Here is a 13110-nt window from a genome sequence, read left to right on the forward strand (position 1 = left end):
ATGATCTTTATGTGTACCAGCCACCGTTAATAGCAAGCACCTGCCCAGTAATATAGGAAGACTCGTCTGAAAGCAGGAAGGCAACACTTCTCGCTATTTCTTCAGGCTGCCCCAGTCTTCCCATTGGGATCTCAAAAGAAATCCGTTCGAGCTCCTCCTTTGTAAATCCCTCCATCATCTTTGTTTCAACTGCTCCAGGAGCGATTGCGTTTACCCGAATTCCGTTTAAAGCTACTTCTTTACTTAGGGCCTTTACAAACGCGATCTGTGCACCCTTTGCTGCCGAATAGGCCACCTCACATGCAGCCCCAGTTTGACCCCAAACAGAGGTAATCACAATGATATTTCCTGTTCCTTTATTTAATAATTTCGGGAGTAACTCTTTTGTCATCATTAGCGGGTTTAATACATGAACATTCAGTAAAGCTTCTGCTTCTTCCTGGATTAAATCCATAAGAAGTCCATATTGACTGTGTCCTCCACAGTGAATAATTGCATCTAAGGAAAAAATTTGCGAACATACCGTCTTATATCCATTTACGTCCCCCAAATCAGCATGGATCGGTATATACTCTCCGCCATAGGGCTGAAGCTTGTCCATTAAGTCTTTAATTGCTTGTTCATTTTTATGATAATGTAAATATAAATGATATCCTTTTGCTGCCAAGTTACATGCAACCGCTTGTCCGATTCCACCGCTTGCTCCCGTGATTAGCACGAATTTTTTCATAAAAACCACACTCTTTCTAAAAATTAAACGAGGGAAAAGCGCCGGATAAGCGGCGCTTTCTTATCTTTAATTATTTCTTTGGAATTACCTGACATACAGAGAAGCGCTCCTCGGAAATAACTTCTGCGGCCAATGATTGAACATCACCAAGGGTAATCTTTTCAAGTGTTGGCACAACATCGAATAAGTTCATCTCATTAAACGCATAGCGAGTAAATTGATTCGCGATATATTCAGGTGAATTAATGGCCCGCAAAAATGCGCCAATCTTTTTCCTTTTTGCCCTTTCTAACTGCTCTTCAGAAAATGTATTGCTTTTCGTGGCATCCATGAGCATTTTTTTAAGTTTTTCTGCCAGCTGATCCGGTTCGCTCGTGTCTCCGCCTATCATGGCGAATCCAAAGCCTTGTTCCTGTGTATAGTCATAGGCAAAGGTTTCATCTATTAATCCTTCATTATAGAGCTGGTTATAGTGTTCTGAACTTTTCCCAAACAATAAATCAAGAAATACATTCATCGTTAACTCGTTTTTTAACATTTCATTGCCTTTTTGGTCTACATGGAGTGCTTTGATGCCAACTAAACATTTGGGTGTTTGAACATTCATTTGGAGCACTTGTTTTTTTTCTGCCGCACCTTGTGGCTCGTCAGCAAATTGACGCTTGATTTCAGGCATTTCCTTATATTCTTTTTTTGCCTGGTTTTCTCTTACTTGATTCATGAAGAGTTCTGGGTCTACAGGGCCAACAATAAACAATAGCATATTGCTCGGATGGTAGAAGGTATTGTAACACTCGTACAGCCAATCTTTTGTGATATGTGAAATAGATTCGATGGTGCCTGCAATATCGATTTTTACAGGATGATTTTGATATAGATTTTGTATCAGGCCAAAATATAAGCGCCAATCAGGATTATCATCATACATGGTAATTTCCTGCCCGATAATTCCTTTTTCTTTTTCCACAGTTTTTTCGGAAAAGTAAGGTTCTTGGACAAAATCAATCAATGTTTCTAAGTTTTTTTCAACATCGGACGTACTCGAAAACAAATAGGCCGTTCTTGTAAACGATGTAAATGCGTTTGCGGAAGCCCCTTGACGGCTAAACTGCTGAAACACGTCACCATCTTCCTTTTCAAAAAGCTTATGCTCTAGGAAATGGGCAATCCCATCAGGTACCTTGACATACTCCTCTTTTCCTAATGGAACGAAGGTATTATCTACCGAACCATACTTGGTGGTAAAGGTGGCGTACGTTTTATTGAAGCCTTTCTTTGGCAAAATATAGACATTGAGCCCATTTGACATTTTTTCATGATAAAGCTCTTCCTGAACCTGGTCAAAGGTTATTTTCTCCATCAATCTCCCGCCTCCGTTCCTGTTAGGAAATAGATTGTATCAAGATCAATCTTTTTGGCTACAGCCATTATGGCTTCTTTCGATGTCTTTTGCATCTCAGTCAGCCACGCTTCAAGATGGATAGCTGTTTTTGCTATTACATTATGATAAAGTACTTCTTGCAGACCTCTTGGTGTATCAAGTGTTTCGAGCATTTGATTTTGAATGACAGCTTTTGTCTGGGCTATTTCCTCATCGGTAAAGTCCCCGTTTCTCATTGCTTCCATTTGTTCATGGATGATGCTGACTGCCTGGTCATAGTTCTTTAAATCAATGCCTGACATCACCATCATTAACCCTTTGTGGCTTTCTAAGCGACTGGCAGCATAATAGGCAAGGCTGGCTTTTTCACGGACGTTGATGAATAACTTAGAATGTGAAAAGCCGCCGAAAATCCCATTGAAAACCTGAAGATCAAAATAATCAGGGTCACCATAAACAATGTTTGTGCGATAACCAATATTTAATTTACCTTGTTTTACATCCTGTTCTTCTTTAATCTCGTTTACTTCGGCACGTTTGTTAATTCGCTGTGTATCAACCTTTTTCGGTGTCCGGTTTTTAAACTGCAAGAGCTCTCCCGCTAGTTTTTTTACTTCTTCCTCGTTGACATCGCCAATCACATAAAGATCCATTTCATCCTCTAGAAAAGCACTTTTATAATAGTCGTATAAATTCTCCGGCGTAATTTCATCGACATCTGCTGCCTCTCCATTCACCTGCAGGGCATAGGGTTCATCCTTACACATTTCTTCTAAAAGACGAACATTAGAATAGCGCATTTTATCATCAAATACAGAGTGAATTCTGGCTTTAAGTGTACGTTTTTCTTTTTCGACTGTTTCCTGGTCAAAGCCATTCCCGGAAAGGTTGGGATTGGTCAAAATTTCCGCCAGCAATTCAAAGCCTTTTTTTAATAAGGGAGTTGAATCGCTTAAAAATTTCTCATTAGCGATTTCTAATGAGAAGCTCATGATATGGTATTCACCTTTTTTAGACAAATCAACAAATAATGTCGCACCATATAATTCATCGAGGTAGGACCGAAGTGCAGGTGTTGAAGTATATTTAGCTGAACTGCTTTGGAGCACTTGTGGAAGGAGAGCCCTTTTCGTTACGTCATCATGAGTCAATGGTGCTTTCATTTTCCAAACAAATGTATTCGTTTTGTATTTTTCCGTTTCGATTACATGGAGTTTAAACCCCTGCAATTCTGTGATTTTTTCCTTTACAGCATCCATTTACATTCCTCCTTATCTGATAAAGGTCATACTTAACAATATGTAAACATTTTTATAGTTTTTCCTCAGAAATAAAACATATACTTCTACTATAATTTGCCAAGCATGTTCAATACAAGTATTTACCCTTTAAAGAGCAAAAAGAACCCTCGATTTATCGAGGGTTCTAAAAGTAACATTACCTGCTACCTTTAATATAATGCACTCCATCTGCTTTTGGTGCTTCTGCACGGCCGATAAAGCCGGTTAGAGCCAAAATCGTCAAGACATATGGTGCAATAAACAGATAGACGTTTGGAATGTTGCTTAAGAAAGGTAAGCTTGATCCAATAATACTGATACTTTGGGCAAAACCAAAGAATAAGGCTGCACCCATCGCACCAAGTGGATGCCATTTACCGAAAATCATTGCGGCCAATGCCATGAAACCTTGACCGCTGATGGTGGCGTGGTTAAAGTTTTGAGAGATCGATTGTGCATACACTCCACCGCCAATTCCACCAAGAGCTCCAGAGATAATAACGCCATAATAACGCATTTTCGTTACATTAATTCCCATTGTATCAGCCGCCATTGGATGTTCACCAACAGAGCGAAGTCGTAAGCCGAATGGAGTTTTATAAATAAAGAACCAGGCAATAACAGCAACTAAAATCGCTACAAAAGACGTCCAATACGTGTTTTGGAAAAAGATTTCTCCAATATATGGTATTTTACTCAGATAAGGAATATCTACTTTACCAAAACTATGCTTAATGATATCTGTTTCCCCTTTATCATAAATTAACTTGACTAGGAACATGGTTAAACCCACTGCCAGCAAGTTAATCGCTACCCCGGAAACCGTATGGTCCGCACGGAAGGTAATCGCTGCGACCGCATGCAGAATGGAGAAAATAGCACCGGCTGCCATCGCAACCAATAAAGCAATCCAAGGTGTCGCACTTCCAAAGGTATCAGAAAACGTTAAGTTAAAGACAATTGATGAGAATGCGCCAATAACCATTAAACCTTCTAGACCGATATTTACAACCCCAGAACGCTCGGAGAAAACTCCTCCTAATGAAGTGAAGACTAGTGGGGCTGCCCATAATAATGTTGAAGGAACAACAATCATTAATATTTGCATTAAACTTAAGCCGCTATGTGTATTAGAAGCGGTGGCAAGAACAGTGTTTGATAGAGAAAATAATAATCCACTCATCTTACTTCACCTCCTTTTTGCTGAATCGTTCAAGAACAATCCTTATGATGTAGCTTGATGCGACGAAGAATACAATCAAGGCAATGATGATATCAACTAATTCTTTTGGCACCCCTGCAAGCGGCATCGATAAGGCACCAATTTTTAAAATACCAAATAATAAAGCTGCGAAGAATACCCCTAGTGCCGTATTGCCGCCTAATAAGGCAACGGCGATACCGTTAAACCCGACACCGGTAAAGCCGCCTTGAACAGCCATATAACCGAAAGTTCCTAACCCTTCCATTGCACCGGCAATTCCGGCAAAACAGCCGGAAATAACCATGGATAGAATAATATTTTTATTTACATTCATCCCGGCATAATGAGCGGCATCCTGATTGAAACCAACAGCACGCAATTCATAGCCCCTGGTTGTTTTCTCTAATAGGAACCACATGATAAAACAGCAAATAATGGCAACGATAATACCCCAGTGAATAGAAGATCCGGTAGTAAGGTCTGACAGCCAGTCCGAACGTAATGATGCAGATTCATGAATCTTCCCGGTTTTAGATGAACCTTGGTTCATTTTCGTATTAACAATGTAGTTAACGGTGTGTAAGGCAATATAGTTCATCATGATCGTAACAATAACCTCATGGACGCGGAAGCGTGCTTTTAACAATCCTGGAATGAAGGCCCAAAGACCACCGGCGATCATTGCGGCCAAAATGGCTAGCGGTAAATGAATAATTGCAGGGAGGTCGAAGGTTACTCCAACCCAAACAGCAGCAAGCCAGCCAACGATAAATTGACCTTCAACCCCAATATTAAATAAGCCGACCCGAAAGGCAAAAGCCACGGCAAGACCTGCTAAAATATATGGTGTTACCTGTCTAACGACCTCACCAATTTGATACACATCCCCGAAAGCCCCTTGGCCTAAGGCAATAAATGCATCTACTGGATTGTATCCACTCACAAGCATGATGATCGTTCCAAAAACGATCCCTAAAACCACCGCAAAAATAGGTGTCAAAATATTAACTAAGCGTTTAGACATGTGTTCCTTCCCCCGCTTCTTTTCGATTCGAGCCTGCCATTAACAATCCGAGCTCTTGCTCTGTCGTTTCTTTTGGATCGACAACGGCAACAATTTGACCTTCATAAATAACAGCAATCCGATCACTGACATTGATAATTTCATCCAACTCGAATGACACTAGTAAAACAGCTTTTCCATTATCACGCTGTTCAATTAACCGTTTATGAATAAATTCAATCGCACCCACATCCAGTCCACGTGTCGGTTGTGCAGCGATTAATAAATCCGGGTTTCTATCCACTTCACGGCCAATGATTGCTTTTTGTTGATTCCCGCCGGAAAGAGCCCTGGCTAAAACGAATTCACTTGGTGTCCGTACATCAAACTCTTTGATTAGTGCTCTCGCTTTATTGTAAATTTCCTTAAAGTTCAAGATCCCATTTTTCGAAAATGGCCGTTTATAATAGGTTTGCAAAACCATGTTCTCGCCGATTGGGTAATTCAAAACTAACCCATGCTTGTGGCGATCTTGAGGAATATGGCCAATTCCCGATTCGGTGATTTTCCTTGGAGTAAGTCCAAACAACTCTTTTCCATTCAACTTGACGCTGCCTTTTTCTGCCTTTCTTAATCCGGTAATCGCTTCGATAAATTCAGATTGCCCATTACCATCAATACCGGCAATCCCAACAATTTCACCGGCACGAACAGATAAGTTCAGTCCATTGACAACCGTTACTCCACGAGAATCCTTTACTACTAAATCTTTAATATCCAAAACATCTTGTTTTGGAGCGGCCGGTGATTTTTCTGTTTTAAAATCAACCTCACGGCCGACCATTAGGCTGGCCAGCTCATTGGGATTCGTTTCACTAACATTAACTGTCCCAATCCCTTTTCCTTTTCGAATGACCGTACAACGATCGGCAACTTCCATAATTTCTTTCAATTTATGAGTAATAAGGATAATCGATTTACCTTCTTTAATGAGCGTCTTCATAATTTGAATAAGTTCTTTTATTTCTTGTGGAGTTAGTACAGCTGTTGGTTCGTCAAAAATTAAAATCTCAGCTCCACGATAAAGTGTTTTTAATATTTCTACCCGTTGCTGCATTCCAACAGTAATATCTGAAATTTTCGCTTGGGGGTCAACGGCCAATCCATACCGTTCAGAAATGTCGCGGACTTCTTTCTCAGCCTGTTTAAGGTTTATTTGTCCGGCACTGGTAATTTCTTTACCAAGAATAATGTTCTCTGTAACCGTGAACTTATCAACAAGCATAAAATGCTGGTGAACCATCCCAATTCCAAGCTCGTTGGCAATATTCGGGTTGGATATGTGTACGGGCTTTCCCTTTACACGAATCTCACCTTGTTCTGGTTGATATAACCCGAAAAGAACATTCATTAATGTTGATTTTCCGGCACCATTTTCACCGAGTAAAGCATGAATTTCTCCCTTTTTTAATTGGAGGGTAATGTTATCATTCGCGACGAAATTGCCAAATTCCTTACGAATGTTGAGCATTTCAATTACAAATTCCATCTTTTCTCACTCCCTGTGATAAGATAAAAGGAAATAATGACCAATAGTAGTAAGAGGTCAGACCTTTCCAAGTTTTAAAAAAACAGGGATTTTCTCCCCACTAAAATCTTAAATGAAACGTAGAAAGTAGGTTTCTACGCTTCAGTTAGGATTTTCATTAAGAAGGAATAAGCGGGCAGGTAACATTCCCGCTTATTCCTCAGTTGTATTATTTTGCGCTAAATGTTTTTAATTCATCACGAGTTCCAGGAACTTTTACAGCGCCAGATTTAATTTTTTCAATCCATTCTTTTACTGCCTTATCAATTGCATCTTTATTTGGTGCTTTAGCATTGATAGGAGCTAAACCAACACCATCTTCTTGCAAACCATAAATAGCTAATTCGCCGCCTGGGAATTTCCCATCTTTCGCTTTTTTAGCTATGTCAACAACTGCAACGTCAACGCGCTTAATCGCAGATGTTAGAACTACATCAGGACCCATGTCGTTTTGGTCACGGTCTACACCAATTGCCCAAATTTCACGTGCTGAATCTTTTTTCTTTAAGTCACCAGCTTCTTTGAATAAACCGTTTCCAGTTGCACCAGCAGCGTGGAAGACGACGTCTGCACCTGAAGCGTACATTGTTGAAGCGATGGTTTGACCAAGCTCGGCTTTGTCAAATGCACCAGAATATTTAACATCAACTTTTACTTCTGGTTTTGCAGCTTGAACGCCTGCTAAGAAACCAGCTTCAAAACGTTCAATAACTGGGATTTCCATACCGCCAATGAATCCGATATGGTTCGTTTTTGTTGTAAGAGCTGCCGCTACACCAGCAAGGAAAGCTGCTTCTTGCTCTTTGAAAAGAACACTGGCAACGTTAGGCTGTTTTACTTCATCATCGATGATGGCAAAGTTTGTTTTTGGCTGTTGTTTTGCGATGCCATCTACCGCATCATGCATTAAGAAGCCGATACCATATACTAAATCAAAGCCTTTACGTGCAAGAGAATTCAAGTTTGTTGTGTAATCAGCATCGGAAGTGGATTGAAGGTAATCAAATCCGCCTTGACCTTTTTTCAAGCCGTTGTCTGCACCAAACTTTTGTAGACCTTCCCAAGCAGATTGGTTAAATGACTTGTCATCAACACCACCAACGTCAGTAACCATCGCTACAGAGAAAGCTTTTTCTTTTTCTCCGCCTTTAGATGTATCAGTGTCTTTGTTCGTATCACTTTTTCCACAAGCACCTAAAAGTGTTCCAGCAGCAAGAACTAATGATAGCGCCATTCCAATTTTACGCTTTTTCAAGGTATTGTACCCCCTATGAATTATGTTTGATATTGTAGGAAGTTTTTAAAGCAGGACTGGTTGCGTTTTCAAAAAGGAAAAAAAATTATGTTCGTTTCCTTAATACGTGAAAACTAAATTTATCCGCCTTAAAATAGTTTACCGAAAATAGAATTGGTTCATCGGTTTCGTTGAAATGCATTTGTTTTAATACCAACAATGCTGTTTCAGGATCACATTCTAAGATGGGGGAAATTTTTTCATGATAGCCAATTGGCTCGATTTGGGCAACCGCGTATGTAATTCTTCGGTTTGCCTCCTCGTCCAAAATATGGAAGATGGATTCTTCCTCATAGGAAAATGTTTTCGGCAAAATTCGTTCAGGTACCTTGTCAACACAATAGACGACCGGTTCCCCATTTGCGGTTCTAACCCTTTCCATCACGAAAATTTCCTCATCAGCAGAACATGAGAAACGACGAATATCCTCATCGGTAGGACCATGTGTTGATGAGCTTAAGAAAATGGTGCCAGGTTTCATACCAACTTGTTTAATCATGTCAGTGACACTATTAAGTTGTTCAATCCCAGAAGTAAACAGCGGCTTCGCATTAACAAACGTTCCGACACCATGTCGCCTAATGATAACGTTTTCTTCCTCGAGAATACGTAAAGCTTCCCGAAGAGTTGCCCTGCTTACACCAAGCTGTTTAGCAAGATCGAATTCTGAAGGTAATTTTTCTTTTTCTTTGTATACTCCATGTTCAATATCTTGCTTTAAGTGATCGATCACTTGTAAATATAAATGCCGGTTATCTGACTTAATAGACATGCTGTTTCCTCCAGGCCTTTTCCTAAGACATCAGACATCTGATATCATTCCTACTAATCGAGATTTATAGTAACATTTTTTTCGAGATAAATAAATAGAAATTAAAAATTTCGTCGGAAAAAGTCTGAATTAACGAAATGTCATAAAGTTGCTGATATTTTTGTAAGAAAATCTGCTATAATATAATATTAAAAATGAACGAAAATGATATTTTAGGATAAAAGTAGGAATTTTTCTATTTTTCGGTCATTCACCTCCTAATACTATAGTATCAATTTTTCTGAAAATTAGTATAAAAAAAGAGCCAAACGGCTCTTTTTTTTAAAGATTAGAAGTATTAATTTTTGACTTCGAGAATTGTCCAGCTCCAGCGCGCTTGCGCATTTCTTATGAAGACTGTTCATCTTTTGGTTTTGTTTGCAGCACTGCGCGCGGTTTACTTCCTTCATATGGACCTACTACACCGCGTGCTTCCATTTCATCGATCAGCCGTGCGGCTCTTGTATAACCAATTCGGAAGCGGCGCTGGAGCATGGAAACGGATGCGGTTTGCATTTCTATGATTAACTCAACGGCTTCATCATATAGATTATCATCGACAGCACCAGTTACCTCGGGTATGTCATCAGGAATCATTTCTTCTTGATATTGTGCCTTTTGCTGTGAAATAACAAATTCAACTGTATTTTCAACTTCCTGGTCTGAAAGGAAAGCTCCTTGAACCCGGACAGGTTTTGACGCACCTACTGGCAGGAATAACATATCCCCCCTGCCCAGCAGCTTTTCGGCTCCCCCCATATCCAATATTGTTCTTGAATCGGTGGCACTTGAAACGGCGAAAGCAATTCGTGAGGGAATATTTGCTTTAATCACTCCTGTAATGACATCCACGGATGGTCTTTGAGTTGCAATGATTAAGTGAATACCTGCTGCACGAGCCATTTGTGCAAGCCGGGTAATTGAGTCTTCCACATCTGATGATGCGACCATCATTAAGTCGGCCAATTCATCAACAATGACAACAATATACGGTAACAATGGCTGCTTGTCATTTTCTTCAAGATTATGCCTTCTTACATGGTCATTATAGCCCTCAATATTACGTGTCCCTGTATGTGAAAACAATTCATAACGTCTTTCCATTTCGCTGACTACCTTTTTTAATGCCTGAGACGCTTTCTTAGCATCGGTAACAACTGGTGCTAACAAATGGGGGATTCCGTTATAGACATTGAGTTCTACCATCTTCGGATCAATCATCATTAATTTAACTTCATGGGGTTTTGCCCTCATTAATATACTGGTAATAATCCCATTAATGCAGACACTTTTCCCGCTCCCTGTTGCCCCCGCTACGAGTAAATGGGGCATCTTATTTAATTCTGCCAGAACCGCTTCACCGGTAATATCCCTGCCAAGACCGATAAAAAGTTTAGCATCCGGTTTGTCATTTTGCGTAGCCTCTAGAACTTCCCTTAGGGAAACCATTGCCACCTCTGAATTCGGAACCTCAATGCCAATGGCTGATTTTCCCGGGATCGGAGCTTCAATCCGAATATCTTTAGCAGCAAGGGCTAATGCCAGATCATCACTTAGACTGACAATTTTGCTTACCTTCACACCAACGTCTGGATGGACCTCATATTTTGTAACAGCTGGACCTAAATGTACTTGGGTAACACGGGCTTTCACCCCAAAGCTTTGAAACGTCCGTTCAAGCTTGGCTGCATTTGCGTGGATGAGCTCGTATTCCCCACTTTGGTCTGTTTTCTTCGGTAACTTTAACAGCCTGAGCGGCGGCAATTCATAAGCGACATTTTCCACTTCTGTAAACGTGATTGGCGGGGTATCATCATCCTCTTTTTCTTTAGGGGCATTTTTCCTTTCATTCGCTTGCTCCTTTAGATCTTTATCCTTTGGTACCTCATCTAAATAGGCCCTGTCTGCAAAACTAGAAATAATCGGCTCAGGAATTTTGGTTTCTTCAGGCTTAAGCTGCTGTCTTCCATTTATTACGGGCACGGTTGCACCTTGCCGTTTTTCCTGTGCTTGTTGTTTCTGAACTTTCAACTCCGTTTTACGTTCCTGTTGTTTTTGTTTCCAATCAGACATATCCGTTTTAAAGGCCTGCCATTGATTTTTAGAAAAATCGATCACGGTAATGATCATTTTTCCGATAAAGTCTCCAAACGATTTTCCGGTAAGTAGAATAATACCGATAATGATAAAGATAAATGCAATAATTTTCGTGCCTGTTTCTGCAAATAAGTAATGAAATAGTGCATATAATATTGCTCCGAGAATTCCGCCGCCTAAATCTTGCGTGCTTGCTTCTCCTTTTATTTCCATCCGAAATAATTCCCATGTATTTGCGATTACACTTGGGTTCATAAACTTTCCATTGTTTGTCAAGTTATGAAAAAGCGTTACATGACTAAGCAGCAATATCGCCGAAACAAAAAAGTAGCTGCCAACTAACTTGATGTGGAAGAAAAAGGGTATTTCCCGTTTCCACATCAAATACACGCTTAATATCACCAGCCCGATTAATCCTAGCATATACCATTCACCCATCCAGAAACGGAAAAAGAGAACTGTTGCTTTTCCTACCGCCCCTAGCTTTGCTATTGATATAATTGCGAGCGCTAATATAGCAAGTGCGGATAGTTCATATTGGACGGTCCGTTTTAAATGGATATCTCTCTTTTTTGATTTTCTTCTCTTTTTCTTAGCCATTCTAAATCACCTTGTATGTATTATTTATGGTAGTTGTGTTTTTTGAAGAAAAAGGAGAGCAGCCGGATTGGCTGCTCTTATCTACATATCCTGATTATACCATAATCTACTACTACAATGCGGACAATCCTTCCTGGCTAACGGAAATTTTTGCACCGGGGCAAATCCGTTCATCCATAAAATGCTGTGGATTACTGCTAAGAATGCGGACAACCTGAACATTTTGCTGGTCAGTAGCATCTACCAATAGCGGTATCCCCTGAAAGGTAATCAATTGTTGTTTATTTATCACTTCAGCTTCATATGGAAATATTAGTTCATTCGGCATCATCGTATATAAAATCACTGAATCAGCCCCTCATTTTTTTCTTTTTGCAGATCAATCATTTCATTTAACTTCTTCATCGCCTGTCCAAGACCGCCGATATCATCGATTAATCCATATTTTACAGCATCCGCGCCAATGACATTCGTACCAATATCTCTTGTTAAATTCCCTTTTGCGAACATCAAATCTTTAAAAGTCTCTTCGGTTACTTTTGAATGCTTCGTGACAAAATTGACTACCCGCTCCTGCATTTTATCCAAATATTCAAATGTTGCCGGGACTCCAATCACAAGACCTGTTAATCGAATGGGATGAATGGTCATTGTGGCTGTTTCAGCAATAAAGGAATAATCACAGGATACTGCAATTGGTACACCAATTGAATGCCCGCCGCCTAATACAATCGAGACAGTCGGCTTTGAGAGCGTCGCGAGCATTTCCGAAATCGCTAGACCCGCTTCGACATCGCCGCCCACGGTATTTAAAATAATCAAAACTCCCTCAATCTTAGGGTTTTGTTCAATCGCTACAAGCTGAGGGATTATATGTTCATATTTTGTAGTTTTATTTTGCGGCGGAAGTGCTAAATGTCCTTCAATTTGCCCAATAATCGTCAAACAATGAATTTTAGAATCCTGTGAAAGCTGTGGCACATTTGTTTGTCCAAGCTGCTGAATTTTTTCCATTAAGGCAGAAGGAGCCTTTTCTTCTTTCTGCGGCTCTCCACCTTCTTGGTTGTCAGAATTATTTTTTTGTAAATCATTATTCATCCTATTACTCCCTTCAAGCATGAT

General features: G+C 40.0%; 11 protein-coding genes. All 11 read right to left on the reverse strand.

Annotation, left to right across the window (positions count from 1 at the left end):
• Positions 1–7: 7 nt before the first annotated feature.
• The gene (gene ymfI / locus ACIQCO_RS01835) at positions 8–730 is read right to left on the reverse strand and encodes an elongation factor P 5-aminopentanone reductase (protein WP_400425200.1); all 723 of its coding nucleotides are present in this window, start codon (positions 728–730) and stop codon (positions 8–10) included.
• 70 nt (positions 731–800) lie between these two features.
• Positions 801–2090 (reverse strand): EF-P 5-aminopentanol modification-associated protein YfmH, encoded by a 1290-nt coding sequence (gene yfmH, locus ACIQCO_RS01840; protein WP_400425202.1) that lies wholly within the window; start codon positions 2088–2090, stop codon positions 801–803.
• Positions 2090–3370, reverse strand: coding sequence for an EF-P 5-aminopentanol modification-associated protein YfmF (gene yfmF, locus ACIQCO_RS01845; protein WP_400425205.1), 1281 nt, complete (start codon positions 3368–3370; stop codon positions 2090–2092). Before yfmF ends, yfmH begins: the two co-directional genes overlap by 1 nt.
• A 178-nt stretch (positions 3371–3548) precedes the next feature.
• A complete protein-coding gene (locus tag ACIQCO_RS01850) occupies positions 3549–4499 on the reverse strand; it encodes an ABC transporter permease (RefSeq protein WP_400425904.1) in 951 nt (316 codons plus the stop codon).
• Between the two features lie 76 nt (positions 4500–4575).
• The gene (locus tag ACIQCO_RS01855; protein WP_400425207.1) at positions 4576–5619 is read right to left on the reverse strand and encodes an ABC transporter permease; all 1044 of its coding nucleotides are present in this window, start codon (positions 5617–5619) and stop codon (positions 4576–4578) included.
• Positions 5612–7147 carry an ABC transporter ATP-binding protein gene (locus ACIQCO_RS01860; RefSeq protein WP_400425210.1) on the reverse strand — a complete coding sequence of 512 codons (1536 nt, stop codon included), beginning with the start codon at positions 7145–7147 and terminating at the stop codon, positions 5612–5614. Before ACIQCO_RS01860 ends, ACIQCO_RS01855 begins: the two co-directional genes overlap by 8 nt.
• A gap of 208 nt (positions 7148–7355) precedes the next feature.
• The gene (locus tag ACIQCO_RS01865) at positions 7356–8441 is read right to left on the reverse strand and encodes a BMP family lipoprotein (protein ID WP_400425213.1); all 1086 of its coding nucleotides are present in this window, start codon (positions 8439–8441) and stop codon (positions 7356–7358) included.
• A gap of 85 nt (positions 8442–8526) precedes the next feature.
• The gene (locus ACIQCO_RS01870) at positions 8527–9252 is read right to left on the reverse strand and encodes a GntR family transcriptional regulator (RefSeq protein ID WP_400425216.1); all 726 of its coding nucleotides are present in this window, start codon (positions 9250–9252) and stop codon (positions 8527–8529) included.
• A gap of 387 nt (positions 9253–9639) precedes the next feature.
• Entirely contained in the window at positions 9640–11988 is a 2349-nt protein-coding gene (locus ACIQCO_RS01875; RefSeq protein ID WP_400425219.1) for a DNA translocase FtsK, read from the reverse strand.
• A gap of 112 nt (positions 11989–12100) precedes the next feature.
• Positions 12101–12334 carry a YlzJ-like family protein gene (locus ACIQCO_RS01880; RefSeq protein WP_400425221.1) on the reverse strand — a complete coding sequence of 78 codons (234 nt, stop codon included), beginning with the start codon at positions 12332–12334 and terminating at the stop codon, positions 12101–12103.
• Positions 12331–13002, reverse strand: coding sequence for a ClpP family protease (locus tag ACIQCO_RS01885; protein ID WP_400425906.1), 672 nt, complete (start codon positions 13000–13002; stop codon positions 12331–12333). Before ACIQCO_RS01885 ends, ACIQCO_RS01880 begins: the two co-directional genes overlap by 4 nt.
• Positions 13003–13110: the final 108 nt, after the last annotated feature.

This window comes from Neobacillus sp. NPDC093127 (genome assembly GCF_044754175.1).
GTDB lineage: Bacteria > Bacillota > Bacilli > Bacillales > Cytobacillaceae > Neobacillus.